This window comes from Mycobacterium sp. ENV421 (assembly GCF_002887815.1).
GTDB lineage: Bacteria > Actinomycetota > Actinomycetes > Mycobacteriales > Mycobacteriaceae > Mycobacterium.
This window is the reverse complement of sequence record NZ_PDHO01000008.1, coordinates 22859-49331: the sequence shown is the minus strand read 5'-3', so window position 1 is coordinate 49331 and position 26473 is coordinate 22859. Positions and strand designations below refer to the sequence as shown.

26 protein-coding genes are annotated in these 26473 nt (G+C 67.1%); 12 read left to right on the top strand and 14 right to left on the bottom strand.

Translation table 11 applies throughout. The features are described from left to right. Positions 1 to 3: 3 nt before the first annotated feature. From CRM90_RS30700 to CRM90_RS12320, 3 genes are read right to left on the bottom strand one after another with little or no spacing between them, the layout of a single operon-like run. On the bottom strand, positions 4 to 168 hold the full coding sequence (locus CRM90_RS30700; RefSeq protein ID WP_199189873.1) for a hypothetical protein: 165 nt from the start codon (positions 166 to 168) through the stop codon (positions 4 to 6). A 31-nt stretch (positions 169 to 199) separates the two neighbouring features. Beyond that, on the bottom strand, positions 200 to 643 hold the full coding sequence (locus tag CRM90_RS12325) for a hypothetical protein (protein WP_102807251.1): 444 nt from the start codon (positions 641 to 643) through the stop codon (positions 200 to 202). A 27-nt stretch (positions 644 to 670) separates the two neighbouring features. Then, complete coding sequence (locus CRM90_RS12320) at positions 671 to 1057, bottom strand: intersectin-EH binding protein Ibp1 (RefSeq protein WP_102807250.1); 387 nt, start codon at positions 1055 to 1057, stop codon at positions 671 to 673. A gap of 771 nt (positions 1058 to 1828) precedes the next feature. Between CRM90_RS12320 and CRM90_RS12310 the strand changes: the two genes are divergently transcribed. Beyond that, positions 1829 to 2659, top strand: coding sequence for an SDR family oxidoreductase (locus CRM90_RS12310; RefSeq protein ID WP_102807248.1), 831 nt, complete (start codon positions 1829 to 1831; stop codon positions 2657 to 2659). On the opposite strand, the gene CRM90_RS12305 is transcribed toward CRM90_RS12310, so the two are convergent. Further along, positions 2642 to 3541 carry an NAD(P)-dependent oxidoreductase gene (locus tag CRM90_RS12305; RefSeq protein ID WP_102807247.1) on the bottom strand — a complete coding sequence of 300 codons (900 nt, stop codon included), beginning with the start codon at positions 3539 to 3541 and terminating at the stop codon, positions 2642 to 2644. The genes CRM90_RS12310 and CRM90_RS12305 overlap by 18 nt on opposite strands. 22 nt (positions 3542 to 3563) lie before the next feature. Next, positions 3564 to 5135, bottom strand: coding sequence for an LCP family protein (locus tag CRM90_RS12300; RefSeq protein WP_102807246.1), 1572 nt, complete (start codon positions 5133 to 5135; stop codon positions 3564 to 3566). A 140-nt stretch (positions 5136 to 5275) separates the two neighbouring features. On the opposite strand from CRM90_RS12300, the gene CRM90_RS12295 reads away from it, so the two are divergent. Both CRM90_RS12295 and CRM90_RS12290 read left to right on the top strand, forming a co-directional pair. Next, the gene (locus tag CRM90_RS12295; RefSeq protein WP_102807245.1) at positions 5276 to 6151 is read left to right on the top strand and encodes an FAD binding domain-containing protein; all 876 of its coding nucleotides are present in this window, start codon (positions 5276 to 5278) and stop codon (positions 6149 to 6151) included. Next, positions 6144 to 6638, top strand: coding sequence for a (2Fe-2S)-binding protein (locus tag CRM90_RS12290; RefSeq protein WP_102807244.1), 495 nt, complete (start codon positions 6144 to 6146; stop codon positions 6636 to 6638). Before CRM90_RS12295 ends, CRM90_RS12290 begins: the two co-directional genes overlap by 8 nt. Here CRM90_RS12290 and CRM90_RS12285 read toward each other — a convergent pair. Together CRM90_RS12285 and CRM90_RS12280 are read right to left on the bottom strand one after the other, a co-directional pair. Next, the gene (locus CRM90_RS12285) at positions 6635 to 8953 is read right to left on the bottom strand and encodes a xanthine dehydrogenase family protein molybdopterin-binding subunit (RefSeq protein ID WP_102807243.1); all 2319 of its coding nucleotides are present in this window, start codon (positions 8951 to 8953) and stop codon (positions 6635 to 6637) included. The genes CRM90_RS12290 and CRM90_RS12285 overlap by 4 nt on opposite strands. A gap of 103 nt (positions 8954 to 9056) precedes the next feature. Beyond that, entirely contained in the window at positions 9057 to 9482 is a 426-nt protein-coding gene (locus tag CRM90_RS12280; RefSeq protein WP_142391366.1) for a YkvA family protein, read from the bottom strand. 17 nt (positions 9483 to 9499) lie between these two features. Here CRM90_RS12280 and CRM90_RS12275 point away from each other — a divergent pair, with 17 nt between their 5' ends. From CRM90_RS12275 to CRM90_RS12265, 3 genes are all read left to right on the top strand, one after another. Continuing rightward, entirely contained in the window at positions 9500 to 10000 is a 501-nt protein-coding gene (locus CRM90_RS12275) for a DUF427 domain-containing protein (protein WP_102807242.1), read from the top strand. A 123-nt stretch (positions 10001 to 10123) separates the two neighbouring features. Further along, positions 10124 to 11425 (top strand): ammonium transporter, encoded by a 1302-nt coding sequence (locus tag CRM90_RS12270; protein ID WP_102807241.1) that lies wholly within the window; start codon positions 10124 to 10126, stop codon positions 11423 to 11425. An 82-nt stretch (positions 11426 to 11507) separates the two neighbouring features. Beyond that, on the top strand, positions 11508 to 12182 hold the full coding sequence (locus CRM90_RS12265; protein ID WP_102807240.1) for a GAP family protein: 675 nt from the start codon (positions 11508 to 11510) through the stop codon (positions 12180 to 12182). Between the two features lie 18 nt (positions 12183 to 12200). Here CRM90_RS12265 and CRM90_RS12260 read toward each other — a convergent pair whose 3' ends face one another. Then, positions 12201 to 14096 carry a zinc ribbon domain-containing protein gene (locus CRM90_RS12260; RefSeq protein ID WP_102807239.1) on the bottom strand — a complete coding sequence of 632 codons (1896 nt, stop codon included), beginning with the start codon at positions 14094 to 14096 and terminating at the stop codon, positions 12201 to 12203. Continuing rightward, on the bottom strand, positions 14087 to 15718 hold the full coding sequence (locus CRM90_RS12255) for a S53 family peptidase (RefSeq protein WP_102807238.1): 1632 nt from the start codon (positions 15716 to 15718) through the stop codon (positions 14087 to 14089). Before CRM90_RS12255 ends, CRM90_RS12260 begins: the two co-directional genes overlap by 10 nt. 156 nt (positions 15719 to 15874) lie before the next feature. Between CRM90_RS12255 and CRM90_RS12250 the strand changes: the two genes are divergently transcribed. Continuing rightward, positions 15875 to 16294, top strand: coding sequence for a hypothetical protein (locus CRM90_RS12250; protein WP_102807237.1), 420 nt, complete (start codon positions 15875 to 15877; stop codon positions 16292 to 16294). A 12-nt stretch (positions 16295 to 16306) separates the two neighbouring features. Here CRM90_RS12250 and CRM90_RS12245 read toward each other — a convergent pair whose 3' ends face one another. Further along, on the bottom strand, positions 16307 to 18070 hold the full coding sequence (locus tag CRM90_RS12245) for a cadherin-like domain-containing protein (RefSeq protein WP_142391365.1): 1764 nt from the start codon (positions 18068 to 18070) through the stop codon (positions 16307 to 16309). Positions 18071 to 18291: 221 nt separating this feature from the next. Here CRM90_RS12245 and CRM90_RS12230 point away from each other — a divergent pair, with 221 nt between their 5' ends. After that, positions 18292 to 19086, top strand: a complete 795-nt coding sequence (locus CRM90_RS12230; protein ID WP_102807233.1) for a DUF2127 domain-containing protein — start codon at positions 18292 to 18294, stop codon at positions 19084 to 19086. Between the two features lie 8 nt (positions 19087 to 19094). Here the strand turns inward: CRM90_RS12230 and CRM90_RS12225 are convergent, their stop codons facing one another. After that, positions 19095 to 20090, bottom strand: a complete 996-nt coding sequence (locus CRM90_RS12225) for an NADPH:quinone oxidoreductase family protein (RefSeq protein WP_102807232.1) — start codon at positions 20088 to 20090, stop codon at positions 19095 to 19097. A 78-nt stretch (positions 20091 to 20168) separates the two neighbouring features. On the opposite strand from CRM90_RS12225, the gene CRM90_RS12220 reads away from it, so the two are divergent. Genes CRM90_RS12220 through CRM90_RS12210 form a run of 3 tightly spaced genes read left to right on the top strand, consistent with a single transcriptional unit; the run spans position 20169 to position 23046 of the window. Then, a complete protein-coding gene (locus CRM90_RS12220) occupies positions 20169 to 21464 on the top strand; it encodes an acyl-CoA dehydrogenase family protein (protein ID WP_102807231.1) in 1296 nt (431 codons plus the stop codon). Then, complete coding sequence (locus tag CRM90_RS12215; RefSeq protein ID WP_102807230.1) at positions 21461 to 22471, top strand: zinc-dependent alcohol dehydrogenase family protein; 1011 nt, start codon at positions 21461 to 21463, stop codon at positions 22469 to 22471. The genes CRM90_RS12220 and CRM90_RS12215 overlap by 4 nt, the downstream gene beginning before the upstream one ends. Next, on the top strand, positions 22468 to 23046 hold the full coding sequence (locus CRM90_RS12210; RefSeq protein WP_102807229.1) for a TetR/AcrR family transcriptional regulator: 579 nt from the start codon (positions 22468 to 22470) through the stop codon (positions 23044 to 23046). The genes CRM90_RS12215 and CRM90_RS12210 overlap by 4 nt, the downstream gene beginning before the upstream one ends. Here CRM90_RS12210 and CRM90_RS12205 read toward each other — a convergent pair whose 3' ends face one another. Further along, a complete protein-coding gene (locus tag CRM90_RS12205) occupies positions 23047 to 23808 on the bottom strand; it encodes an SDR family NAD(P)-dependent oxidoreductase (protein WP_102807228.1) in 762 nt (253 codons plus the stop codon). Next, positions 23805 to 24824, bottom strand: coding sequence for a phosphotransferase family protein (locus tag CRM90_RS12200; protein ID WP_142391364.1), 1020 nt, complete (start codon positions 24822 to 24824; stop codon positions 23805 to 23807). Before CRM90_RS12200 ends, CRM90_RS12205 begins: the two co-directional genes overlap by 4 nt. A gap of 129 nt (positions 24825 to 24953) precedes the next feature. Between CRM90_RS12200 and CRM90_RS12195 the strand changes: the two genes are divergently transcribed. Further along, on the top strand, positions 24954 to 26045 hold the full coding sequence (locus CRM90_RS12195; protein WP_036346322.1) for a GGDEF domain-containing protein: 1092 nt from the start codon (positions 24954 to 24956) through the stop codon (positions 26043 to 26045). Here CRM90_RS12195 and CRM90_RS12190 read toward each other — a convergent pair. Further along, positions 26042 to 26446 (bottom strand): HNH endonuclease, encoded by a 405-nt coding sequence (locus CRM90_RS12190; RefSeq protein WP_102807226.1) that lies wholly within the window; start codon positions 26444 to 26446, stop codon positions 26042 to 26044. The genes CRM90_RS12195 and CRM90_RS12190 overlap by 4 nt on opposite strands. Positions 26447 to 26473: the final 27 nt, after the last annotated feature.

Below are 26473 nucleotides of genomic sequence, written 5' to 3'. Positions count from 1 at the left end.
CGGTTACGCCTCGAGCTTTGAGGGCCCAATGCCGAGCATCGACAGGAAGACCCGGCACTCGTCGGCGTCATTCGCATAGGCCGCGACGACGCGACGGGCCTGGCGCGCCGTGCTGTCGGCCAGCGGCTCGACATCGTCGATATCCGTGGAATTTGTTTTTGCAGGCATTGCTCAACCTTAGCGAAGGGGCTTTGAGCCGCTACGGGCTCGAGGAAATGGTGGATCTGGGCTGGACGGCGACTTCGTCCTGGCTGGTCTCGTAGCACGCCGCCGACTCCCAATATCCGGTGCACGGGGTGCCGTTGATGTTGGGAACCAGGTCGGCTCCGATGCCGGTGTCGGAGGTCGACGTCACGTCTTGGGTGGTCCGCGGCTGTAGGTCGTCGAACGCCTGATCGCCGTTGGTGGTGGCCACCGCGGTCATGGTGGGTGTGCAGTTCCCGGTCGACGGGTCCAGCGACTCACCCGATTGGCAACCCGCCGACCCGCCCGGCTGGGTATCCACCGGCTGAGGCACCGGCACCGGCTGCGGCTCGGGAATCCCACCCTCGCCTTCTGCCTGCGCCAGCGGAGCTGTGGCCACCGCGAGCGTGAACACGCCCGCGGTGAGCAGCTTTGTCACCCAGGTGAAGTGGATCGGCATCGTTGCCCTCTCTGATCTGCTCCCTGACTAGGGGCTAGACGAAATGCTCGAGTGCGGAGACACAGCCGGAACCTGGTTCTCCTGCAGACCGATGCACTGTCCGGTGTTGGCGCCGGTGCACGGAATCCCCTGAACTTCGGGGAGGCTGCTGGAATCGCCCGGCGTCGAGTAGGTCACGTTACCGCCGCCGCTGGACGGCGTGGGGTAATTGCCGCCCGGCTGGTTGGGCACCAACTCCGGAATGCACTGATCGGTGTAGAGATCCTCGGACTCGCCGGCAGGGCATGCCATCACCGGACCCATCGGCGCGCCCGACGGCGCAGCGAGGAACGCAACCGCGGGCGCAGCCGCGATGGTGAGGCTGAACCCGCCGGCGAGGAGGATGCGGCGGCCGACTGAGGAGGAAATCGCCATACTTCACGCTTTCTTGAGAAGTTGACGGAGTTCCGAAGTCGGCCCTCCGTTTTTACGGACTGACGGTCGAGCGAGGTTGAACCACAGGAGCCTGCTGCTCTTCCTGCAATCCTATGCATTGACCGGTGTTTGCGCCTGTGCAAGGGATTCCCTGGACCTGCGGCAGGCCGCCCTGGGGACCCGTGGTGGGCTGCATTTCGCAACCGCCGGTCGCCGGATTGACGGCCTGGCCGGGGGGACACTCGGCGATCGGGGCGATGGCCGGAACGGCGACGGCGGCCAGTGCGGGGCCCGCCGCCACCGCGAGCGCGAAGCCGCCCGCGAGAGCCAAGCGCCGTGTCGCATTCTTCAAGTTAGCCATGATTGTGCCTTCTGCTCGGTTTGCTGCGTGACCGTGGAGGCAGTGTATGGCTGGCATCGGAGTCCCGCAGTTGTTCGGCCGTTTTATCGGAACCTCTCGCCGGGCCGTTACACCGGGGTCAATATTCAAGACGGTGACATTCTCCGTTGACTGAAGCGCTGATCACGACGCACAACGGCGGTCGGCCAAAATGTGGGTGCCACAATGCCGCAGACCCGGGGAATGAAACCGAATTACTTCCCCGGCATGTGGTGAGCGCGGATTTCGGCCGGCTCGTCGTATCCCGCGGTGCGGTGGACTGACTACGTGTGGATGTTCGCTGGAAGCGGTGGTGGGACGGGCCCTATGCCACGACGTGACGCCGTGGTTCTATACGTAGAACCTGTTTCAGTTTTGCGTGAGGAGTCGGCGTGCAGCTCTCGTTCGAGGATCGGACGTACCTGGTCACCGGTGGTGGCAGCGGTATCGGCAAGGGTGTGGCGGAGGGGCTGGCCAAGGCCGGCGCCAACGTCATGATCGTTGGCCGCGGTGCCGATCGGCTGGCCGCGACCGCCGAGGAGATCAACGCCGCCGCGCCGAACGGCAGCGTCCGCTACGAGCCCGCCGACGTCACCAACGAGGACCAGATCGCCGCGGTGGTCGACGCCGCCACGGCGTGGAACGGCCGACTGCACGGTGCGGTGCACTGCGCAGGCGGGTCGCAGACCATCGGTCCCATCACCCAGATGGACTCCGAAGCCTGGCGCGCCACGGTCGACCTCAACATCAACGGTTCGATGTACGTGCTCAAGCATTCGGCCCGGCAGATGGTACGTGGCGGCGGTGGATCCTTCGTCGGCATCTCCTCGATCGCGTCCAGCAACACCCACCGGTGGTTCGGCCCGTACGGCGTCACCAAGTCGGGTCTGGACCACCTGATCCAGCTGGCCGCCGACGAACTCGGCGCGTCCTGGGTGCGTGTCAACGGCATCCGGCCGGGCCTGATCCGCACCGAACTGGTGCAGATGGTTCTCGACTCCCCCGAGATCAGCGGGGACTACGCCGAATGCACACCGCTGCCGCGCCCCGGTGAGGTCGACGACGTTGCGAACGCGACACTGTTCCTGCTCAGCGATGCCGCGCAGTGGATCACCGGACAGATCATCGGCGTCGACGGCGGGCAGAACCTGCGCCGCGGGCCGGACTACTCGGCGATGCTCGAGCCGGCGTTCGGCGCCGACGGGCTACGCGGAGTGGTCTGAGGCCGCCGCGTCGCGCGCCGCAAGGCTGCCGACCGCAGACCAATCCAGGTGGTCGCCACCGGCGGCAAGCAGCCGCAGGAACCGGTCGCGCAGCAGGCTGGCGATCGGCAACGGCACCCGCAGCTCCTCCGCCGCGGCAAGGACCAAACCAATGTCCTTGTGCCCCAACGGTGCGGCGAATCCGGCCGGCTCGAACTGCTCGCCGGCGATGAGCCCGCCGTAGGTCTTGTACACCGGCGCCGAGAACAGCGTCGACGTCAGGATGTCCAGATACTGATGCTTGTCGACCCCGCCGCGGTCCACCAGCGCCATTGCCTCCCCGAGGGACTCGATCACCGAGCCGATCAGGAAATTGCCACTCAGCTTCACCAGGTTGGCGGCCGACGGATCCTCTGACACCACGAACGTGCGCTGGCCGATCGCGTCGAAGACAGGCGTCATCGCGCCCACGGTGTCGGACGGCCCCGCGGTGACGACGAACAGCGCCGCCGCCGCGGCGGCTTCCGGACGGCCGAACACGGGTGCCGACACGAACTCCTGGCCGGCGGCGGCGTGCGCTTCAGCGAGGCGTTTCGACAGCGCGACGCTGATCGTGCTGGAGGAGATGTGGACGGTGTCCGGTCCGGCCGAACCGATGATCCCGCCGTCGCCGAACGTCACCGCCGTCACCGCGTCGTCATTGGCGAGCATCGTCAGAACGACCTCGCCGCGGCACGCGTCGGACACGCTGTCGGCGGGTCGGGCCCCGACCGCCGCCAACTCGTCCACCTTCGCCCGGGATCGGTTGTAGACGGTCACGTCGTGGCCGGCCTTGATGAGATTCGCGGCCATGCCCGCGCCCATGTTTCCCAGCCCGATGACTCCGATGCGCATAGCACCCAAGTTAGTGGACTCGGCACGAGCCTCAATTCACGCAGGGCACCTTGCCACCGTCGATCGGAGCGCCCTGGTCCGGAGTGGGCGTGACCGTCATCTCCGACCAGCTGCGGGCCGTCGAGGTCGCCACGGTGTCCTCGGTCTGCGGCTGCTCCGGCGGTAGGTCGTAGCCCTGGCCGAGAACCACCCGGATGTGGTCGGCGGCCACCGAGCCGGTGGCCTGCGGGGCGTTGTCCACGCCCAGCAGCGTGGCCACCGACTGGGCATCGGTCTGCGCCCCGGCTCCGTAGGTGATCACCGTGTCGATCGGCTCGCCTGACTCGCGGTCTCGGACCTCGCTGATCGTGAACTCGTGCCTGCCGAGCAGGCTTGCCGCCTGCGAGGCCAGCCCCGAGGTGTCGCTCGCGTTGACCACGCTGACGACGGTGTGCGGATTCGGCGGCGGAAGTGGTTGAGGCGCAGCGGTAGTGGTCACCGACGCCGAGTCGCCGCCGATCGCTCTGGCGATCTCGGCGCGGATCTTGGCCGGGTCGACGATGTTGACGTCCTGGCCGTTGATGGTGTCGTAGCGCACCACCGGCAGGGTTCGGAACTCGACGTCGCCGCCGGCAAGCGCGGCCATCCTGCGGAACTGGTCCTCACCCCACCCCTGCGACAACACGATGTCCTGGCGGGCGACATCCATCAGGCGCTTGAACTTGTCCAGATCGGTGAACGAGCCCGACTGCTGCAGCTCGCGCGAGACCGACAGGAGGAAGGCCTGTTGACGATGGGTGCGGTCGAGGTCCCCGTTCTCCAGGCCGTGCCGCTGCCGCACGAACGCCAGCGCCTGCTCGGCATTGAGTCGCTGCGGGCCGGCCGGGAAATCGGCGCCCGAGTAGTCGTCGTGTACGGCATGGTTGAGGCAGACATCCACGCCGCCCAGACTGTCCGCCAGGTGATAGAAGCTCGCGAGGTTGACTTCGGCGAAGTAGTCGATGGGCTGTCCGGTCAGGTTGCGGACGGCACGGATCGTCGCTTTGCGGCCGGCCTCTCGTCCCGCGCGCTCGAGTTCTTTGCGGTCGCCGATGCCCTCGTCGACCAACTTCTGCTCGGTCTGGAACTTCGTCAGCCCGTAGGCCTCTTTGATCTTGATGTGGCTGTAGCCCTTGATCCCGCTGACGGCGACGTAGTCGTCGCGCGGTATCGAGAACGCGACGACATGGTCGTCGGCGCTGATGTGCACCAGGATCAGGGTGTTGGTGTTGTAGCCGCCCGAGTCCGAGTCGCCGGCGTGCAGCTTGTCGAGCACCTCATCGGGCAGTTCGTTTCCGTCTTGATCTTTCCGGGAGTCCAGCCCGATCAGCAGGATGTTCATCGCGCCACCGCTGGACCGCGGCTCGTCGGAGCCGAGCGCCTGCGACACCGTGATTCCGCTGAGCAGTCCGTGTGCTTGGGAGTACGCCAGCCCGGTGAGCGTCACCACGACCACCGAGACCAGTCCGGCCACGGTCTGGACGATGGTGCGCAGCGCCCGCCGGCGGCCGGTGTTGGACCGCTCTCGGTGACGGCCACGGCGGTTGCCCGCGGCGGCCGCACGTGAGGGCGGCGACGGATCCATGACCGACAGTATGCGGGCAATTGCTGGTGAGGCCCCAGCTAGGCCGGGTGGCCCAGCGGGACCCGGACGGATCCGTCCAGGCCTTGCGCCGCCCGCTATGCTGAGCACATGCTCAGCATGACCACCTGCGGCGGCCGCCGATGAAGCCGGCGCCCTTCGACTATCACCGGCCCGACAGCGTCGCCGCCGCGACTCAGATGCTCAGCGAATTCGGTGACGACGCCAAGCTCCTCGGGGGCGGACAGAGCCTGGTTCCGATGCTGTCGATGCGCCTGGCGTTCTTCGACAACCTGATCGACATCTCGCGCCTCGACGAGATGAAGGGCATCAGGGCCGACGGCGACTCCGTGTGGATCGGCGGTGGCACCACCCACGCGGTGGTCGGCGCCGACGAACGGGTGCGCACCAGCGTGCCGTTGTTGACCAGGGCCACGCCGCTGATCGGGCACTTCCAGATTCGCAGCCGGGGCACCATCGGCGGGTCGATCGCGCATGCCGACCCGGCGGCCGAATACGGCGCCGTCGCCCTGGCGCTCGACGCCACGATCGAGGCGGTGTCGGTATCCGGGCGGCGTGAGATCCCGGCCGGCGAGTTCTTCGCCGGGGTGTGGGAGACCGCGATGGCAGCCGACGAGGTGCTGGTGGGTCTGCGCTTCCCGGTCTGGTCCGGCCGGTGCGGCTTCGCGGTCGAGGAATTCGCCCGTCGGCATGGCGATTTCGCGATCGCCGGTGCCGTGGCCGCCGTCGAACTCGACCACGACGACAAGGTTCGGCGCAGCGCCATCGGACTGCTGGGACTGTCCGCCACACCGAGGCGAGCGTCAGCCGCCGAGTCGGCCATCGCAGGCCGCCCGGTCGGCGACGTCACCGCCGAGGAGATCGGTGAGCTCGCGATGACCGGACTCGACGACATCCCGGCCGACCTGCAGGGTTCGGCCGACTACCGGCGAAAAATCGGCGCGGCCATGGCCGCGCAAGCCTGGCGGGCAGCGGTCAAGGAGGCCTTCGATGCATGAACGTCCGATCCGGTTGTCCGTCAACGGGACTCCCTATGAGGCGACCGTCGAGCCGCGGCTGACCCTGGCCGACTTCCTGCGTGAGCGGTGCGGCCTGACCGGAACGCACCTGGGATGTGAGCACGGCTCATGCGGCGCCTGCACGGTGCTGCTCGACGGGGCCGCGGTGCGGTCGTGCCTGGTGTTCGCGGTGCAGGCCGAGGATGCCGAGGTGTCCACCGTCGAAGGAGAGGCTTCGGCCGACGGTGAGCTGTCGCCCGTACAGGCTGCCCTGCGTGACTGTCACGGGCTGCAATGTGGCTTCTGCACACCGGGATTCGTCATGTCGATCACCGCGCTGCTGCGCGACAACCCGCATCCCACCGACGAGGAGATCCGCGAGGGCCTGTCGGGCAACTTCTGTCGCTGCACCGGCTATCAGGGCATCGTCAACGCGGTGCACCAAGCCGCGGAAAGCGGTGTCGAAACCGGCGCGGCCGCAACCTAATCGGTCGCGGCCGCCTCGATCAGGGCGACGATCTGTGACGGCGTGGCAGGCAATGTCGTGACCGTCACCCCGAGCGGGGCCAGTGCGTCATTGATCGCGTTGATCACCGCGGGCGTCGAGCCGATGGCGCCGCCCTCGCCGCATCCCTTGTAGCCGCCGACGCCCGGGCTGGGCACCTCGACGTGCCCGTACTCGATCGGCGGTACCTCGGTCGCGGTGGGCAGCAGGTAGTCGACGAACGTGGTGGACAACGGATTTCCCTCGTCGTCATACACGAGGTTCTCCAACAATGCGCCGCCGATGCCCTGCACGGTGCCGCCGGCGATCTGCCCCTCGACGATGTTGGGGTTGATCATCGGGCCGACGTCCTCGCTGACGATGTAGCGGGTCAGCGTGACCCGGCCGGTGGTGACGTCCACCTCGCACGTGCAGGCGTGAGTGGCGTTGGCCCAGTGGATCATCGTCTGCGAGGTGAATCGCGCGGTGGCCTCCAGCGTGGCCGCCATCCCCGGCGCGAGCTGTTGGGGCTCGTAGTAGGACCGATAGGCCAGATCCGCGAAAGACACACTCTTGGAGGAATCTTCGCGGGAGGTGGCCTTCGAGTTGGCCAGCTCGATATCGTCCTCCGGCACGCCGAGCACGTGGGCCGCCATCGCCACCAGCTGGCCACGCAGGATCGTGCCCGCGTCGTTGACCGCGCCGGCGGTCATCGGTCCGCTGCGGCTGCCCTGGGTGCCTGCGCCGTACGGCGTCACCGCGGTGTCGCCCTGAATCGTCGACACGTCGGCGATGTCGGCGCCGAGCGCGTCGGCGGTCAGTTGCACGACGGTGGTCTCGATGCTGTTGCCGCTCGAGCCGCCGTTCACGTACACATTGATCTTGCCGGTCGGCTCCATCCGGATGGTGCAGCCCTCGGTGGCCAGGTGTCCTGTCGCGGCCCCGGTCGGCTCGATGTAGGCCGAGAATCCGAGCCCGAGGTAGCGTCCCTGCGCCAGCGCCTCGGCCTGCTCCTTGCGGAAGCCTTCATGGTCGAGGATCTTGACGGCCTGTTCGAAGGTTTCCATCGGCGCGACGTGGTCGTACGGCATGCCGTTGGGGTTGAAGAACGGCATCTCGTCGCGGCGGAGCAGATTCTTGCGGCGCAGCTCGACCGGATCGATGCCCATCTTGCGGGCTGCTATGTCGAGAAGTATTTCCCGCGTGAGGGTTTCGTACTGCCAGGGTCCGCGGTAGGCGGCCAGACCGCTGGTGTTGGTGAACACCGTCTTGTAGTTGAAGCTCGACTTGGGCACCCGGTAGGGGCCGGGGAAGAACATTCCGATCGCGGCGGTCGTCAGCACCGGGTACGGGGTGGGGTAGGCGCCGATGTCCTGGATGAAGTCGATGTCGACGGCGGTGATCGCACCGTCGGCGTCGAATGCCATTCGCGCCCGGCCGTCGACGTGACGGGCCTGCCCGGCCGACATCAGGTTCTCGCGGCGGTCCTCGATCCACTTCAGCGGTGCCGAGACCTTGCGCGCGGCCAGCAGGATGCACATGTCTTCGCGCATCGGAACGACCTTCTGGCCGAAACCGCCGCCGGTGTCCCGGGCGATCACCCGCACGCCCTGGGCCGGGATGCCGAGCAGCCGCGCGGCGAAGGCGCGCAATTCGTGCGGCGTCTGGGTGGAGGCCCACAAGGTGAGTTCCTGTGTCGCGGCGACCCATTCGACGACCAGCCCGCGGGTCTCGATCGGCACCGGCACGTGGGTCTGCTGATAGATCCGTTCGTCGGCGACATAGGCGGCCGCGGCGAACGCCTCTTCGTCGGGCGGCGCTCCGGCCAGGCCACCGGCGACGTTGTCGGGGTAGGCCTCGTGGACCACCGCCTCGTGGCCCACGGCCCTGGTGAAATCGGCGATCGCGGGCAGCGGGTCGTAGTCCACGTCGATCAGTTCGAGGGCGTCCTCGGCGAGGTAGCGGTTCTCGGCGATCACGATCGCAATGGGGTCTCCGACGAACTTCACCTCACCCTCGGCCAGCGGCGGGCGCGGGGTGTCCGCGACGTCCTTGCCCGCCACCGCGTGCCACGCCTCGTGGACGTCGCCGTTCAGATCGGCCGCGGTGAGGACCGCATGCACACCGGGCATGGCCACGGCCGCCGAGGTGTCGATGCGGTTGATCCGGGCGTGCGCGAACGGGCTGCGCACGAAGCAGGCATGCAGCATGCCGGGCCGGACGACGTCATCGACATAGGTGCCGTGCCCGGTGAGCAGTCGAGTGTCCTCGACCCGCGGGACACGGGTTCCCGCGTAGCGGGTGGCTGGTGCGGCCATGGCGTTCGCTCCAATGCGTCGTCGGCGAGCCGGATCACGACAGCGCTAAGCAGTCGCTCAGCAGAGCGTACCGAAGGAGAAGGCCATCGTCACCGAGGGTTGGTCAAACCGGCTCGGGCAACCGGCACAACCGGCGCAGCGCGGCCAGTCCGTCGGGCGTCCCCGGCCAGTGCCTCGCCAGCGCCTCCGGCGCCGCGGTGCGGGTGACCCAGCGCAGCGCGAGGGCCGTGATGATCACGTCGTCGGCGTAGCCGAGCACCGGGATGAAGTCGGGAATCAGGTCGATGGGCGAGGCCAGAAATATCAGCACGCCGGCGAGAACGACGCGGATGCGGCGCGGCAGCTGCCGGTCGGCGGCCAGCCGCTTGAGCAACCGCACCGTGTCGGGCAGCAGGCGCAGCAGGTCGGTGATGCCGACCTGGTCGGGTTTGCTGACCCACAGCGTGATCGCCAGGACCAGCCACGCCACGACCAGGGCGGTGGCGAGCGAGACCGGAATCAGCCACCAGTCACCCATCACGCCGTCCATCTTCGTATCGTCGAAGCATGAACGAGTGGCCGACACCGGAGCAGGCAGGCCCGGGCCAGGAATCAGTGTGGGATTACCCGCGTCCGCCGCGCCTGGAGCCGTTCGCGGGCACGATCACCGTTGAACTCGGCGGCCGCGTGATCGCAACCACCACCCGCAGCTGGCGAGTGCTCGAGACCAGTCATCCGCCGACCTACTACCTACCGCGGGAGGCTTTCTCCGACGGTGTCCTGCGCGACGCGCCGGGAGCATCGATGTGCGAATGGAAAGGGCAGGCGCGCTACTACGACCTGGTGGCCGGCGACGCGGTGGCGTCCAGGGCGGCGTGGACCTACCCCCGGCCGACGCCTCCGTTCGCCGAGATCGCCGGTGCCGTCGCGGTGATGGCCAGCTTGGTCGACCGGTGCACCGTCGACGGTGAGACGGTCGTGCCCCAACCGGGCGGGTTCTACGGCGGCTGGATCACCAGCCGGGTGGTCGGTCCGTTCAAGGGAATCCCCGGCTCGATGGGGTGGTGAGGGGCGCTTCGTCAGTCCTCGGTCGCGTCGCTTTGCCCGCGCGAAACACGCCCGAAACATGATCGCCGCACCGTCGAAACTTCGCGCCGACATTCTCGTCGGGACCGTCGAAGGAGCCGGACTTTGCAAGCGATCGATCCTGCCGCCACCGCGTGGCTGCTGGCCAGCACAGCGCTCGTCCTGTTGATGACACCGGGACTGGCCATCTTTTACGGCGGCATGGTCCGCACCACCGGTGTGCTCAACATGATCATGATGAGCTTCATCGCCATTCCGCTGGTCACCGTGGCCTGGTTGCTGTTCGGCTACACGCTCGCGTTTTCCGGAACCAGCCTCGGCGGGGTGATCGGCGACCTATCGCACATCGGGATGGCCGGAATCGGCCCCGGCACTGTGCACGGCCAGGTTCCCGAACTGCTCTTCTCCACATTCCAGCTCAGCTTCGCGATCATCACCGCCGCGCTGATCAGCGGCGCGATCGCCGACCGGGCCAAGTTCGCCGCGTGGATGATCTTCGTGCCGGTCTGGTCCATCGTGGTGTATGCCGTTGTCGCGCACTGGGTCTGGGCCCCCGGCGGCTGGCTTTTCAAGCTCGGGGTACTCGACTACGCCGGCGGCCTGGTCGTCGAGATCGTCTCCGGGTCCTCCGCGCTGGCCCTGGCCCTGGTGTTGGGTCCGCGCATCGGGTTCAAGGTCGACGCGATGCGCCCGCACAACCTGCCCTTCGTTCTGCTGGGCGTCGGACTGCTGTGGTTCGGCTGGTTCGGCTTCAACGCCGGATCCGCGCTCGCTGCCAACGGCACGGCGGCGGCCATCTTCCTCAACACTTTGGTGGCCGGCTGCCTGGGCATGCTCGGCTGGTTGTCGGTCGAGCAGATTCGCGACGGGCGGCCGACGACGTTCGGCGCGGCCTCCGGGGTCGTCGCGGGGCTAGTCGCGATCACACCCTCGTGCGGCACCGTGAACACCCTCGGAGCCGCGATCGTCGGGGTGGCGGCGGGCGTCGTGTGTTCGTTCGCGATCGGCCTGAAATTCCGGTTCGGCTATGACGACTCGCTCGACGTGGTCGGTGTGCACTTCGTCGGCGGCGTGGTCGGCGTGCTGCTGATCGGCTTCCTGGCCACCGCGGTGATGACCGGCGGGCCGCAGGGCCTTTTCTATGGCGGCGGACTGGCTCAATTGGGTAAGCAGGCGGTCGCGATGGTCGTGGTGGCGGCGTACGCGTTCATCATGTCGTTCGCGCTCGCCAAACTCATCGATCGGACGATGGGCTTCCGGCTCAGCCCTGAGGACGAGACCGCGGGGGTGGACTTCACCCAGCACGCCGAAACCGCCTACGCCGAGGGTGTGCACGGGCATCAGCCGCTGCGGCGCCCGCTGTTCGGCGACCCGAGGCCGCGATCCGACGCCGCCGACGAGGACTGACCGCCCTCGAATTACGCTGCGCGCAAGGCTGTCGCCGGCGGCCCGGACTGCGTAACTTGGCGCTGCTGACCGGAGGTGATGGGTGTCGGGTGACTGGGCTGCGGTGTCCGCCGAGCTGATTCCGCTGGCGTTGGTGGTGGCACTCTCGCCGATCTCGATACTGCCGGCCTTGCTGCTGGTGCTGTATTCCGCGCGGCCCCGCGCCGCGGGACTGTCGTTCGCGGCCGGCTGGGTGACCGGGCTGACGGTGTTGACGGTGCTTTTCCTGAATGTCCCCAGGCTCGTGGGCGGCTCGGCCGAGACGTCATCGGTCTGGCAGTTGCGTCTGCGGCTGGTCGGCGGCGTCGCGCTGATCGTGACCGGCGGGTGGCTGTGGTTGCGGCGAAAGAAAGCCGTGCGATCGTCGCACTGGCTCGACGCCATCGGCAGATGGTCCCCGGCCCGCACCGCGGCGATCGGCGTGGCGTTCGGAGTTCTCAACCCGAAGATCATCGTCGCTTGTGCCGCAGCGGGTTTGGCGATCGACGCGGCCACGCTCGGGCCTGCCGCTCAGGTTGTCGCGGTGGGGTACTTCGTGGTGGTGGCGGGTTCGGGAACACTTCTGCCGGTGCTGGCCCACGCGGTGGCGGCCACGCGATTCGACCGATCGCTGGAGCGGTTGCGGGCGTGGATTCAGCGCCGCCAAGCCGAGATCAGTGCGGTCGCGCTGGTGGTCATCGGTGCGGTGCTGCTGATCACCGGAATATTCGGCCGCTGACCGTCGGACGCTCATCGGTCAGCGTGCCGGATCGCCCTGCCAGGAGAAGCTGTTGACGTATTTGTCCAAGTCCATTGCCAATTCCAGGTTGGCGCTCGCCGGCCGGCCGGGGCCGAACGTCGGGCCGAACTGGCGGTAGGGACCGATGGCACCGGCGATCAGCGCCAGGTCGTGCTTGACCGCGACGAGGATTACCAGCCGCAGATGCCGGTAACTGGCATCGCCGTCCTGCGGCCAGATGTCGGCGACCTCGCCGTAGCCGAACTGGTAGCCGACCATCGCGTTCGGGATCTCGTAGGCCGTCCGGGCGTCCGGATAGCGCGCCGCCAGGAATGCCTCGGCGACCTCTCTGGCCGACTTTCCGCCGGCCGGGATGCCCCACAGCTTCATCGTGCCGCCGTCCCCGCCGGTGAACCGCGCCGTCACGCCGTCGTCGGCGAAAGAGAGATCGTAGGCCGAGCCAGGTGCGGGGTAGGACACCGAGAACCCGCCGTCGGGCGCGGTGAACCGGGGCAGCGCCGCGACCGGCGTTCCGGTGGGCGGCCGACCGCAATCCGGCGGGCAGTTGTAGACGACAGCCGGCTCGGAGATGCTTGCGGACAGGGCGATCAGCGGCGTGGTGATCACCACGATCACCACCAGCCACGAGCTCAGTACGCGGACGCTCGACGTGCGAGACAACGGTGGTGAGGTGTATGTCTGCGCATCCACCGAGTATCCCGGCCAGAGCTCGGTTGCCGCGTCGGTCTGCGCTCCTGCCGTCGGGATGACCGCCCGCCGGTCGGCTCGGGACTTGGCCGATGACGCGTGGTTTGCCGCACCGCAGGACGGACAGAACGCCATCTCGGGCACCACGTTTCGGCAGTGCAGACACAGCAGCGGCTCGCCACGCACCGGATCGGGCTGCTCGTGTAGCAGGGCGAGTTGCAGACCGAGGCGCAGTGCGAGCAGTGCGACCAACGCCATCGCGATGTGCAGGGCGAGCATCTTCTCCTGTGCAAGGCCGGCGACGTCGGTGATGCCGACGATCGCGTAGACCCCCAACACGATGGTCCCGAAGACCGTCAACGCGGCGACCACCAAAGACCGTCGCCACCGGACCGCACCGGCCGGACGCTTGAACCACAGTGCGGCACCGATCAATCCGCCGGCGCAGGCCGCGGTGAGCGGTATCGCCAGCCCGCGGATGCCGGCTTCCACCAGCAGCCACTCCACCGGCCTGTTCTTGGCGACGGTAGCAGCCGCGAATTGCGGTGCAAGCCGGGTGAACGTCGCCGCCGCGGTGAAGCTCAGAGCCGACAGAACGCCTATCACGAAGCCGTTCAACGATTCCCGCGCTCCCGGCCGCACCAGTCGCACGACAACGGCGGGAATCATCATCAACAGAGCCCCGCCCTCGGCGACCCCGAGGCCGTCGCGCAGCACTCGGCGCCCGGCGATACCGGCATCAAATGGTGCCCCCGTTTCCCGGATCACCAGATCACCGGTCAGAAAGACCCAGCCGACGCCCATCGCAATCCCCAACACGACGGTGATCACCAGCGAACTGCGCGGAATGTCGCGGTAGATCCCGGACTGGTGCCGGTAGATCGCGAACAGCAGCGGCAGGCCGAGCGCCGAGACGGTCACCAAGGCGCCGGGCAGAGCCGACTGGATGGCGACCGCCATCGCCACGACGATGAGGACGAGCCCCAGATTGAATGGTGTGCGGGAGAATTGACTCAGGTGCGGAAACAACGAACTGGCAATCGCCGGCCGCAACACGTGCTCGTCCGGCGCGGCGCAAAACGCGCGCGGGCGCAGCCACTGCGGGCCATCTCCCGGCTGCGGATTCAGGTGTGCGCCACAGGTTCCGCAGTACACCCCGGCGGGAACCTCGGTGCCGCACGCCGGGCATTCCATGCTCAGCCGCATCCGACACCGCATTTCTGCAGCGCCAGAATGTCGCGTGCCAGATGGTCGAGGTCCGGAGTTCCCAGTCCCGTCACGAGGTCATAGCCGGGGCCTGCGTCATCGACGGCATTGCCGCCCAGAGTGACGTCACGGAATGCGGGAAGCCTTGCACCCTGGGCAATCTCGTACAACAGAGGATTGAGCTCTCCGATGGGGCCGCCGCCGTTGCGTCGAAGATAGTCGTTCATCAGCGCGGTCATCCCGGCCCAGATCGGCGCGGCGAGCGAGGTGCCGCCACCCATGACGTGCTGGCGTCGAAAGACGATGCGCACACCGGTGTACGGGTCAGCGACGGCCGCGATGTCCGGGGTGAGCCGGCGTCCGGGCGGAGCCGCCACGCGTAGCCCCGCCTGCCACGGCGGCCGCTCGAACAAGTTGGACACCCCACCGCCCGTGCCGTGGGAGATAGCGGGTGCGAACCACGACTGTTCGGCCAGCCAACGCCCGTCGGCGTCGGTGGACAACGTGGTACCGCCGACATCGGTCATCTCCGGCAGAGAGGCCACCGAATCCAGGCCGACGTCGTCGGGTGACGGTGGGGAGGACCAGTTGTGGCCACCCTTGCACTCCAGTCCGGCGAGGTCGCCGCTGGCGTTGAACGCGGTGGTGCCGCGTCGCAGCGCGGCACGAAGTGCAGAACGGGCCGGGATCAGATCCGCGGCGGTCGCGATCTTGTCGCATCCCCAGCCGATCGAAAAGCTCCATATCGCACCGGGATAACGTCGATCCGCCTCTTCCATCAAGGCGCCGATCTTCTGATAGGTGGCGTCACCGGACACGGTACCCCGGGCGTTGACCAATACCGTCTTGGCGTCGGGGGCCACGGCATGGATGGCTTCCAGGTCCATGGTCGCCTCGCCGCTGCGCTGAGATGGCATGTCGCCCATCAGTTCTGGGGTGAACTTCGGCAAGTCGAAGGCGGACGCGAACATGTCGAGGTCCTCTTGGTCGAACCCGTCGAAGGCGAACACCAGAACTGTCGAACCTTTACCGGTGTACCCGCTTTCGCGCAGCGGCGCGGCGTTGTAGGTACGGAGCAGCCCGGCCGGTCCCAGCCCTTGATCGGGCACATCCAGCGGCACGATAACCGGGACCGATTCGTTGTGCGGGACGTATCCGAGGATCCGGCCGAGCTCGGTCACGTCGCCGACGACGGGCGTAGGAACGGCCGGCTGCTGCGGCGAGGCGTAGAAGACCTGACCGGTCCGGCCGCGAAAGTCGTGTACGGCGACATCGAAGGCGAGGCCGACCGCGGACGCCGCGCCGGTCACCGCGGCCCAGTGATCGCCCGGGCGCCAGCGCACCGACAGTCCGTGCTGCTGAGCCCAGCTGATCAGCGTCGCGGGTCGGGAATCGTCTCGAAGCCCGGCAATCAGCTGGACCACAGCGGCGCCGGATGGACCCAGGTCGGTGGATGCCGTCAGCAGCGACGCATACGGACCGCTGATAGCGCCGGGCAGTGCTGGGGTCCGGTCGGACGGGGTGACCGAATACGCAAGGGCGACAAGGGTCGCGGCGACAGCTACGAGCGAGATCCACTTCGCCCGACTGGCGCTTCGTGTCCGAATTGACCCAATGGGCATCGTCGCCGCACCCCCGATTCGTCGGAGACTATCAGCGGCGGCGCGACGGGGTGGTGATGTCGGGAAGGTTGCGCGCGGACGAACATCTCTTGACGCGGCCTCAGGAAAGGGCTGATCGGGTTTGACGGTTTCGCGCAGGCCGATAGGTTTTGCGGCATGGTCAAGCACGGCATTAATCGGTCGGTCACGATGTCTCGTCAGCTCACGCTGGCCGGCGGCTTTCTGGCAATCGTTGCCGTTGCCGGTCTTTCAGCGGGATGCGGCCAGTCGTCCAAGGAGAGCCCGTCGTCCACCACCTCGAGTAGCGCCTCGACGAGCAAACCAGCCCCGTCTCCCACCGAGAAGGGAGTCATCCAGATGCCGCCGCGTGCTTTCAACCAGAACCAGAACGCGGCGGACGGCATGCTGGCGCTGCAGAGTCAGGGCTACAACGTCCAGTACAACTTCTCCGCCGGAAGCGGCAGTGACCGCCCGTTGTCGGAGTGCAAGATCACCGGTGTCGACGGCCTGCAGGGGGATCACCCGCCTGCCAACACGACCGTCTATCTCACGATCTCCTGCCCAGGCAGCAACTGACCGTTCGCGGTGCTACTGCCGCCGGCGGCGGACGAGCATCAGGCCGATGAACAGCACCGCCACGGTCGGGGACGCCGACACCATCGTGTAGCCGAGATCCTTCATGATCCCGATCTCGATGGGGCTCAGTGTCCGGACGCCCAGCCCGGTGTTCGATGAGGCGTTCATCAGTTTCTCATCGGCGCCGGTGTAGTAGTCGTCGTTCAGGTGCGACATTGAGCTGCCGGACTCCCACGGGTTCGGGCTGTACAGCGGTACCGGGTTTCCGCCGTTGGCCGCCATCGCGTTGGCGCCACCGAAGTACATGCCGTTGCTGACGCCGCCGGTCAGATTCGGGTTGTAGGCGGTGTTGAACGTCGTGCCGTTGAACACGGAGTTCCCGTTCTTGTCGACCATGTGGCTGTCGAAGGTGGTCCAATTCGGCCCAGCGTTGTTGCCGGAGGCGACGCTGTCGACAACCGACAGGAAGCCGTAGGTGTGCAGCAGCTCGTGCATCGCCGTGGACTGGAAGTCGTAGCTTCCCCCGGGCACCGTCGAGAAGTAGCCCCAGCCGTAGCCGAAGTTCCAGTCGATCGTTCCGTCGGCGGCCGACCCATTGGAGTCCACACCGGTGAGGATCTTGTTCTCCACCACGGTGTCGTAGAAGCCGGCATTGTCACTGATCAGGTCGCTTCCTGCCGATGCCAGCGTCCCACCCGCCAGCGAGTACTGGCCGGTGACGGCATAGGTGATGTTGACGTCGTACTGAGGCTCGAAATAGCTCGACAGGTAGATGGCCGTCGCCGCCAACTCGGCACGAGCGGCACTGGACCAGAACTGCGAACCGTTGCCGTAGGTGAAGGTGTATGTGATCCGGTGGGCGTTCGCCGGCTCCTGGTAGATGGCCCCGGCCGCATAGGCGCTGGAGGTTCGGAACCAGTTGAGCAGGTTGATGTGCGGACCGGTGTCGGTCGCCGAGACGACGAACGAGTCGACGCCCGTGAAGTCCGCAGTCGGGGTGTAGGTGTAGCTGCCGTCCGAATTGACCACGACATTCCCGTAGTGGCCTTGCTGGGTCACCTTATAGACCAGATGATCGCCCTCGGGGTCGGTCGCATCGATGGTCCCGGTGATCGGCCCGGTGGTCTCACCGGTCAGCTGAACGGGCGCGACCGTCGGTGCCTCATTGAAGAACGTGCGGCGCACCAACAGAGCAGCGCCCTCGAAAAGCCCCTGAACCGAGCCCACCAGACTGGTCAACACATCGGTGGGCGACGCGCTGGCCGAGGGCACCCGGAAGGCGGTGATCGTCGTTGCCTTCCCGCTCGCCGGGGTCGGCGTGGCGGTCACCGCCTGGGTGGTGGAGCTGGTGGCCGACTGCTGGCTGTCGGTTGTCTGCGCCGGGGTGCTCTCGGCGTCGGCGCTCGCGGCGGACGTGGCACTCGCGGCGGACGTGGCGTCGTAGACCGTGCGGCTGGACTGCGCCGTGGGCTTCTCGACGCTCGTCGGGGCGGGGATGCCGGCGTGGACGCGCGCCGCTGACGTGGGCTTGCGGCTGCTACTGCTGGCGGCGGAGGGCGTCTTCGACGATGACGACGCGGTGTTGTTCTGGCTGGGTTTGGCCGTGCGAGCCGATTTTGCGACCCCGCTCTTGGCCTTTGCCGGACCGGCCGATGTGGAGGACGAACCGCTGTCGGGACTGTCCGCACTGGCAATGGCGACGGTCGGCCAGACCAGAGACAGGCCCAATGCGACGGCGGCTGCACCAGCTCGTGCGCCACGCTGGACATTTGCCATGGAAGTACCGCCTTCGTGCGTCGTCTGTTGCCGGTGAAGTCGGCGGACTTCAGGCAAACCCCCCGATGTGGGTGCCAAACTGCCGAGGCGGCCGGGCACCCGTTTGCTTTCTCAGCGAATCTTAAGCTAAGTCGGCGCCTTTGTGGAGCGGTTACGCGCGAAGTTCGCCCCGATCGTGACAGCCGCAGGTAGTTGACATCGTGAGGCGACATGATGGATCGGTGGCGACATCGAAGGAACAGCGCAGGGCTGAGAAGTCACCCCGCGGCATCAACCGCTGGGAACTGTTCACCTGCGCGCGGCAAGGGCACGTCACCTACGCACCCGACGACGCCGCCCTCGCCGAGCGGTTGAGCGGGACGACGGGGCTGGGTGAAGTGTGGCGTTGCCTGCGGTGCGGGGAGTTCGTCATCGGACCTCCCCATGGCCGCGGCCCCGCCGACCACGCCCCGCTGATCCTTCGCGGCGGCGCGTTGCGGCAGGCGATCATCGTGCGGGCGCTGGCAGTGGAGCGGTGGGTTCGGGCGCTGCTGATCGCGCTTGCCGCGTGGGCGGTGTGGCAGTTCCGTGGCGCGCAGGGCTCGATCCAAGCCGCCGTCGAACGCGACCTGCCATTGCTGCGGGCGTCGGGAATCAAAGTCGACCAGATGACCGCCGTGCACGAGTTGGAGAAGGCACTGGCCACCACACCCGGCACGCTGATGCTGGTGTTCGTCGCGCTGCTGGTCTACGCGCTGCTGGAGCTGATCGAGGGTGTCGGTTTGTGGCTGCTGTCGCGCTGGGGCGAATACTTCGCCGTGGTCGCGACGTCGATCTTCCTGCCGTTGGAGGTTTACGACCTCCTGGTCAAAGGGGTCACGCTCACCCGCGGGGGAGCGTTCGTCATCAACGTCGCCGCGGTCATCTATCTGCTGGTGTCCAAGCGACTGTTCGGCCTGCGCGGTGGCCGCGAGGCCTATGACGAGGAACGGCGCGGCGAGCAGTTGCTCGATGTCGAACGGGCTGCCCTGGCCTGACCCGCTGGTCACACGGCAAGGACGCACTTGCCCGGTTGGCTGCGGTCGGCAACGTGCGTGAGGGCTGCGGGAGCGTCGGCGAACGCCCACCGCGTGCCGACGGTGTCGTGGATGGCGCCGCGGTCGAGGAGGTCGGTGAGGCCGCGCAGCACGTCCTCGGTGTGTTCGCGCGACTCCGGGGCGGCGAGAACACCCACCAGTGAGGTGTTGGTGACCGCCATCATCTGGACGTCGACCGTCGGCCAGCTGCCGCTGGCGAAACCGACGGCGAGGTGTCGGCCGTCGCGGGCCAGTGCGCCCATCGCGTTGCTGCCCTGAGCCCCGCCGACCGGGTCGAAGATCATGTCGACGCCCCGCCAGTCGGTGAGTTCCCGCAAAGCCTGGGCCAGGGGACGGCCGTCGTCGGCGGCGTCGTCTCTGGCCACCACGACGTGGTCCGCGCCGAACGACCGGCAGAACTCGGCACGACTCTGGTCACCGGCCACCGCAATCACTGTGGCTCCCAATGCCTTACCGAGTTGGACGGCCGCGATGCCGCTGCCGCCGGCCGAACCGAGGATTGCCAGGCGCTGCCCGGCTCGCAGCTGCCCGCGATCGACCAGACCGGTCCACGCGGTGACGTTGGGGATCCAGAAGCCGGCGGCGGCGCAGTCGTCGAGCGTCGCGGGCGCGGGGACGACCGACGCCGCAGGCGCCAATGCTTCCTCGGCGAACGAGCCGTTGCCGTTCATGAAGTCGCTGACTCCCATGACCCGGGTACCGATCGGGATGTCGATCCCGGGACCGACCGCGGTGACCGTGCCCGCCATCTCCTGGCCGGGGGTGAAGGGGACGGCGGGGGTGAGCGGATAGGTGCCGCGGCACATCAGGACATCGGGCAGGCCGATTCCGGCCGCGGCGACGCGGACCCGCACCTGACCAGGCCCGGGGTCGGGCACCTCGCGCTCCACCAACCGCAAAACGGCCTCGGGCTCGCCGGGGCCGTGCACCTGCCACGCTCTCATCGGTCGGTACCTCCGCGGCGTTGCGCTCGACGATCACACCATGATTACACTGTGATCCGACTCGGCGGAAGGGCTGTCATGGCGTGGGATTTCGAAACCGACCCCGAGTTCGCCGAGCAGCTGGCGTGGATGCGGGAGTTCATCGATGCCGAGGTGATCCCGCTGGAGCCGATCCTTTCCGAGCTGCCCGCCGACGAATGGCAGGCGGTCAAACGTCATCTGCAGGACCGGGTCAAAGCGCAGGGGCTCTGGGGAATGTTCCTCGATCCCGCCCTCGGCGGGACCGGCGGCGGTCAACTCAAACTGGCCCTGATGTCGGAGATCATCGGCCGCTGCATGATGTCGATGGAACTGTTCGGTGTGCAGGCGCCGGACAGCGGCAATATGGAACTGCTCGCCCACGGCGCCGACGAGGCGCAGAAGCAACGGTGGCTGTTCCCGAATCTGCGCGGTGAGATCTCGAGCGCCTTCGCCCTGACCGAGCCGTTCCTGGCCGGCGCCGACCCCACCGTCATCGCCACCACCGCCGTGACTGACGGTGACAGTTGGATCATCAACGGCCACAAGTGGTTCACCACCAACGCGTCGTGTGCCGACATCATCCTGGTGGTGGCCGAGACCGATGCCGACAAGCGGCCGCACCGGCACGCATCGATTTTCGTGGTGCCGACCGATACGCCCGGCCTCGAGATCGTCCGGGAGATTCCCACAATGGCGCACGCCGACCCGGAGTACGGCCGGCGCGGTAACCACGCCGAGGTGGTGCTCCGGGACTGCCGGGTACCGGCGGATCATCTGATCGGGCCGCGGGGTGCGGGTTTCCTGCTGGCCCAGCAGCGCCTCGGTGGTGGCCGGATCCACCACGCCATGCGCTGGCTCGGACAGGCGCAACGTGCACTGGACATCATGGGGGAGCGCGCCGTGTCGCGGCAGTCGCACGGGCGTCTGCTCGGTGAGCATCAGATGGTCCAGGACTTCATCGCGTTGTCGCACACTGAGATTCAGGCCGCGCGGTTGTTGACGTTCCACACCGCCTGGAAGATGGATCGGCTGGGGGCCGGTGCGGTGCGCGCCGATCTGGGGATGGTTAAGGCGCACGTGTCGAAGGTCGTGCTCGCGGTGCTCGACCGCACGATTCAGGTCTGTGGAGCGCTGGGGTACTCCGGTGATCTGCCCGTCGAGCAGTGGTATCGGATCACCCGGTTCGGATCGATCGGCGACGGCCCCGATGAGCTGCACAAGTCGGTGCTGGCCCGGCATGTGCTCAAGAAGTATCAGCCTGTCGACGGGTGGCCGACCGAACATCTGCCGTCGCGTCGGCCTGCGGCGCAACAGAAGTGGGAACAGCTGAGGCAGGAAGCGGGAATCGCATGAGCACCTACACGGCGATGGTGATGACGGCGCAAGGGGCGGCGCCGGAACCGGAGCAGCGGCCGGTGCCGGATCCCGGCGCGGGTGAAGTGCTGGTGAAGGTCAACGCGTCGAGCGTCAACTATCACGACATGGTGAATCTGGCCGGGCTGATCTGGGGGGAGTGGCCTCGTGTCCCGATGAGCGACGGCGCGGGCGAGGTCGTGGCGATCGGTCCCGATGTCACCGACTTCTCGGTGGGCGACCGCGTGATGAGCGCCTTCCACCCGGGTTGGCACGACGGGCCGCCCACTCCGCAGGCCAAGGCCGAGCTGCCCGGCGACAGCGGGGACGGCTGGTTGCAGCAGTACCGCATCGCGGCCAGCGACGGGCTGGTCGCGACGCCACCGCATTTGAGTGACATCGAAGCGGCGACCCTGCCGTGCGCGGGGGTCACCGCGTGGAATGCGTTGCTGGAGGCCGGAATCGGTCCCGGCGACGTGGTCGTCACGCAGGGCACCGGAGGTGTCTCGTTGTTCGCCGTCCAGTTCGCGCACGCGCTCGGTGCGGACGTCATCGTGACCTCATCGTCTGATGAGAAGCTCAAGATCGGATCTGCGCTGGGAGCGGCGCATCTCATCAACTACCGCGATACGCCGGACTGGGAGAACGAGGTCAAGCGAATCACCGGGGGACGCGGGGCGGATCTGGTGGTGGACCTCGGTGGGCCGGAGACGCTGGCCCACTCGGTGCGTGCTGCCCGGATGGGCGGCACCGTGGCGGTGATCGGCGTGCTCACGGGGTTCGATGCCGCGCCGGTACCGGTTGCCGAGTTGATGCTCAACAACATTCGGGTCATCGGCATCACCGTCGGCAGCGTGCTGAGCTTCGTCGAACTGTGTGAGTTGATCACCACCGCCGGGATCAAGCCGCACATCAGTCATGTCTTCGACTGGACAGAGGTGGGTGACGCCGTCCGCGTGTTGCAGGCCGGCGAACACGTCGGCAAGATTGCGCTGAGGATCTCATGACCGGCGAAATCGACTTGCGCCGTGAACAAATCGTGGCCGCCGCGGTCGACATCCTCCGCGAGGGAGGGCTCGACGCGGTCAGCATGCGCAGTGTGGCGGGCCGGCTCGGGGTGACGCCGCCGCCGGTGTATGCCCGCATCGGCAACAAGAACGCGCTGCTGGCTGCCGTGGCCGACCATTTTCTGGCTGACCTGGCGCCGGAGCCGGTCAGTGATGAACCATGGCCGGACTATGCGCGGCGCTGGACCGGTCAACTGCGGCAACGGCTCACCGAAGCCGCCGACAGCAGGCTCTTCCTCCAGGTGAAGCGACCAGCCTATCTGGAGGCGTCCCGGCCGCTGCTGAAATGCATGCGTCGCGACGGGATGCCGCGCGAGCACGCGGTCCGCGCCTGTCGACTGCTGACCTGGGCGACGGTGGGCTTCGTCGCGATGGACCATCCGCCGCTCGACGTGCCGGTTGGCCGTAATCGGCTGGCCGGCAGCCATCCCGATGGCGTGACCGCCGGTGAGATCGATGAGTTGTTCTCGCTGCACATCGATTACCTCATCGAGGGGATCCGCCGCGACAGCTGACTAGGCGACGCCACCGTCGATCGTCATCAATGATCCGGTGGTGTAGCTCGACGCGTCGGACAGCAGGTAGATCACGGCGCCGACGACCTCCTCGGGTCGGCCGACCCGCCCCAGTGCAATCGGCTTGACGACGTCGGGCAGTGTGTCCGGGTTGCGGACGAAGCCCGACGCGGCGTCGGTGTCGAATGTTCCGCAGACGATGCAGTTGACCCGCACACCGGCGGAGGCGAATTCGAGTGCCGTCGCTGTGGTGAGCGCGTTGAGACCGGCTTTGGCGGCGCCGTAGATCGGCGCGACGGGGGTCGGTTTCACCGACGCGAGCGAACTGATATTGACGATCGATCCGCCGCCGGTATTCGCCATGGCGTTCGCGGCCAGGGCGGTGAGGTGGGTCGGACCTTTGAGGTTGACGCCGATCACCTTGTCGAACAACGTCTCCGACGTTTCGAGTAGTGACGGGGCCAGCGGACTCATCCCGGCGTTGTTGACCAGGCCGTCCAGCCGGCCCCAGCGTTCGGTGGCGGCGTCGACGACGGCAGGCAGGCTTTCCCAGTCGCCGACGTGGCACTGCAGCGGGAATGCCTCGCCGCCTTGGCTGTTGATGCGATCGGCTAGTGCCTCGCAGGAGGCGAGCTTGCGGCTGGCGATGACGACTTTGGCTCCGCGCGCGGCGAGGCCGATGCTCATGGCGGCGCCGAGTCCGCGGCTGCCGCCGGTGATCAGCACGACGCGGCCGGAGACGTCGAAGAGCGGATCTGTCATCGGGTGAACCTCCTGGCGCGGGTGATCAGGCGATCGGCGATCACGCCGAAGACCTCGTGGACCGGGTTGCGGGATTGGCCACGAACATGTTTGGCGTAGGAGCCCTCCAAGACGATGGCGAGTTTCCACGCGCTGAACACCTGATACCAGGTGAAGTCGGACAGGTCGCGGCCGGTCGACTGGGCATACCGTTGCACGAGCTGCTCCGGTGTTTGGCAGTGGTCGGGATGGATGCCGTTCGGCGTGCCGGGGGCGGCCAGTGCGATGGGGTTGCTCTCCTCGGGCCAGAAGATCATCGCCCAGGCGAGGTCGACGAGTGGATCGCCGACGGTGGTCATCTCGAAATCCACGACGCAGGCGATGCGCGGCGGGGCAGTGGGTGCCCAGATGACGTTGTCCACCTTGTAATCACCGTGCATGACGGTCAAATCGCCGTGTGTTGGCACGTGGTCGCGCAACCAGGTTGCGAGGTCGTCGACGTCGGGTAGGTCGCGGATCCGATAGCTGTCGAGCTGGCCGAGCCAGCGGTCGACCTGCCGGTCGAGGAAGCCCAGCGGATGGGACATCTCGGCCAGTGGCGTCGATGCCCAGTCGACAGCGTGCAACTGCGTTAGGGTGTCGACGAGTTGCGCGCCGATCCTGTCCTGCGACCCCGGGTCTTGTCGTAGCGCCGCGGGCAGGCCGTCGCGGCGGATGACGTCACCGTCGACGAAGGACATCACGAAGAAGGGTGCGCCGATGATGGCGGGGTCTTCGGAGCGGGCCAAGACTGTCGGCACTGGAATGCCCTGTGATTTTAGGATTTCCATGATGCGCGCTTCGCGGATCACCTGGTGCGCGGTGTCGGACACCGTGGCGAGGGGGGCGCGGCGCACCACCCAGGTTTCGCCGAGCCGGTCGATGCGGAACATCTCGCAACTGCCGCCACCGCGGATCGGCGTCACCGCCACGTCGGCCGACTCGCCGGTGACCTCGGCCAGCCACGCGCTGAAGCGCGGGACATCGAAGTCGGTCACCACTTAAGCGTTGTACACCGTGGGTAGTGGCGTTGTCACCGACCACGTTCCACCATCGAGTTAAGATCCTACTGACGGGGGTAGCTGTGAGATATCAGTGACTGGTGTCAAGGACTGATGGGGGAGCACATGTCAGAGGCCGCTTTTCCGATACCAGCCAATGAGCGCGAGCGACTGAATGTCCTTGCGGACTACAACATCATGGACTCGCTGCCGGAACAGGCCTATGACGACTTCGTCAAGTTGGCGTCGGCCATCTGCGGCACGCCCATCGCGCTCATCTCGTTGTTGGACAAGGATCGGCAATGGTTCAAAGCCGACTTCGGTCTCGGGGTCAGCGAAACTCCGCGTTCGCAGGCGTTCTGCGCTCACGCGATCATGAAGCCCGATGACGTGATGACCGTGGAGGATGCCACCGCCGACGAACGCTTCGCGACCAACCCCTTGGTGACCGGCGATCCGCACATCCGCTTCTACGCCGGCGCACCGCTGGTGGCGCCGACCGGTGAGGCGCTGGGCACCATTTGTGTGATCGACCGCCAGCCGCGAACCCTCAGCGAGACACAGCGGGAGGCGCTGGCAATTCTGTCCCGCGAGATCATCGTGCAGCTCGAGCTACGCCGCAGCATCGAGACTCTGGAGCAGGCGGTGCTGGACCAGGAGAAGTACGTCGAACTGCTGCAGGAGTATCAGCGCGACATCGAGAAGGTGCGGGTGCACCTGGAGTCTCAATCGGTAACCGATGTGTTGACTGGAGTGAAAAACCGCCGCTCGTTCGACATGACTCTCGACGAGGAGTGCATGCGGGCGCGAACCCGCGGCAGCACCTTGTCACTGATCATGATTGACGTCGACCTGTTCAAGGCATTCAACGACATCCACGGACACCCGGCCGGTGACGAGGTGCTGCGTGGGGTTGCCCGTCTGCTGCAATCCGAACTCCGGGTCTCCGATTCGCTGTTCCGCTACGGCGGCGAGGAGTTCGCGGTCGTGCTCCCCGAAACCACCTGCAAGGGTGCGTTCGTGCTCGGCGAGCGGTTCCGCCGGGCCGTGCAGCGTGCGCCGTGGCCCAAGCGCCCGATCTCGATCAGCATCGGCGTCGCGGCCACCGACGCGGACACCACGTCACCGCAAGATCTCCTACAGGCCGCGGATCGCGCGCTCTACCAAGCCAAGCAGAGCGGGCGGAATCGGGTCGTCATGGCGTCGGGCGACGGCTAGTACGTCTGGCCGTCGGCGTACCGCTGCCGACGGTAATGGCGGCCCTTCCCCCGGTTGCGGCCCTTGTACGTCGGCAACTGCGAGTCGCAGTTCGGACATATCAGTCGCAGGTTTTCTCGCCGATTGTTGGTCGGATCGCCGTCGATGTGATCCAACACGAAGGCCAGGTGCAGACCCAGCCATACGTTGGTGCCACCGCAGATCGCGCAGCAGCCGGACTGAGCCTCGTTGAGGTAGGTCCGTATGTAGTGGTTACGGCGGGTGTCGAGCCACGCATCACCGGACTCGAGCCAGAGTTTCGTACTGGCATCCTGCCGGGCGCGCTGCTGACATGCGTTGCTGCAGAAGACTTTTTGGCTGCGCTTGGCGAGCGTAGAGCCACATTGGCGACATTGCCTCATGGGCAGAATCTACGACCTGTCACCGAC

Bases quoted from the DNA above. Each gene is read 5' to 3' on its own strand.
- CRM90_RS12320 (WP_102807250.1), bottom strand. From the start codon at position 1,057: ATGGCGATTTCCTCCTCAGTCGGCCGCCGCATCCTCCTCGCCGGCGGG.
- CRM90_RS12260 (WP_102807239.1), bottom strand. From the start codon at position 14,096: ATGCGGCTGAGCATGGAATGCCCGGCGTGCGGCACCGAGGTTCCCGCC.
- CRM90_RS12300 (WP_102807246.1), bottom strand. From the start codon at position 5,135: ATGGATCCGTCGCCGCCCTCACGTGCGGCCGCCGCGGGCAACCGCCGT.
- CRM90_RS12215 (WP_102807230.1), top strand. From the start codon at position 21,461: ATGAGCACCTACACGGCGATGGTGATGACGGCGCAAGGGGCGGCGCCG.
- CRM90_RS12205 (WP_102807228.1), bottom strand. From the start codon at position 23,808: ATGACAGATCCGCTCTTCGACGTCTCCGGCCGCGTCGTGCTGATCACC.
- CRM90_RS12290 (WP_102807244.1), top strand. From the start codon at position 6,144: ATGCATGAACGTCCGATCCGGTTGTCCGTCAACGGGACTCCCTATGAG.
- CRM90_RS12255 (WP_102807238.1), bottom strand. From the start codon at position 15,718: ATGCCCATTGGGTCAATTCGGACACGAAGCGCCAGTCGGGCGAAGTGG.
- CRM90_RS12225 (WP_102807232.1), bottom strand. From the start codon at position 20,090: ATGAGAGCGTGGCAGGTGCACGGCCCCGGCGAGCCCGAGGCCGTTTTG.
- CRM90_RS12295 (WP_102807245.1), top strand. From the start codon at position 5,276: ATGAAGCCGGCGCCCTTCGACTATCACCGGCCCGACAGCGTCGCCGCC.
- CRM90_RS12250 (WP_102807237.1), top strand. From the start codon at position 15,875: ATGGTCAAGCACGGCATTAATCGGTCGGTCACGATGTCTCGTCAGCTC.
- CRM90_RS12245 (WP_142391365.1), bottom strand. From the start codon at position 18,070: ATGGCAAATGTCCAGCGTGGCGCACGAGCTGGTGCAGCCGCCGTCGCA.
- CRM90_RS30700 (WP_199189873.1), bottom strand. From the start codon at position 168: ATGCCTGCAAAAACAAATTCCACGGATATCGACGATGTCGAGCCGCTG.
- CRM90_RS12280 (WP_142391366.1), bottom strand. From the start codon at position 9,482: ATGGACGGCGTGATGGGTGACTGGTGGCTGATTCCGGTCTCGCTCGCC.
- CRM90_RS12210 (WP_102807229.1), top strand. From the start codon at position 22,468: ATGACCGGCGAAATCGACTTGCGCCGTGAACAAATCGTGGCCGCCGCG.
- CRM90_RS12285 (WP_102807243.1), bottom strand. From the start codon at position 8,953: ATGGCCGCACCAGCCACCCGCTACGCGGGAACCCGTGTCCCGCGGGTC.
- CRM90_RS12190 (WP_102807226.1), bottom strand. From the start codon at position 26,446: ATGAGGCAATGTCGCCAATGTGGCTCTACGCTCGCCAAGCGCAGCCAA.
- CRM90_RS12220 (WP_102807231.1), top strand. From the start codon at position 20,169: ATGGCGTGGGATTTCGAAACCGACCCCGAGTTCGCCGAGCAGCTGGCG.
- CRM90_RS12195 (WP_036346322.1), top strand. From the start codon at position 24,954: ATGTCAGAGGCCGCTTTTCCGATACCAGCCAATGAGCGCGAGCGACTG.
- CRM90_RS12275 (WP_102807242.1), top strand. From the start codon at position 9,500: ATGAACGAGTGGCCGACACCGGAGCAGGCAGGCCCGGGCCAGGAATCA.
- CRM90_RS12325 (WP_102807251.1), bottom strand. From the start codon at position 643: ATGCCGATCCACTTCACCTGGGTGACAAAGCTGCTCACCGCGGGCGTG.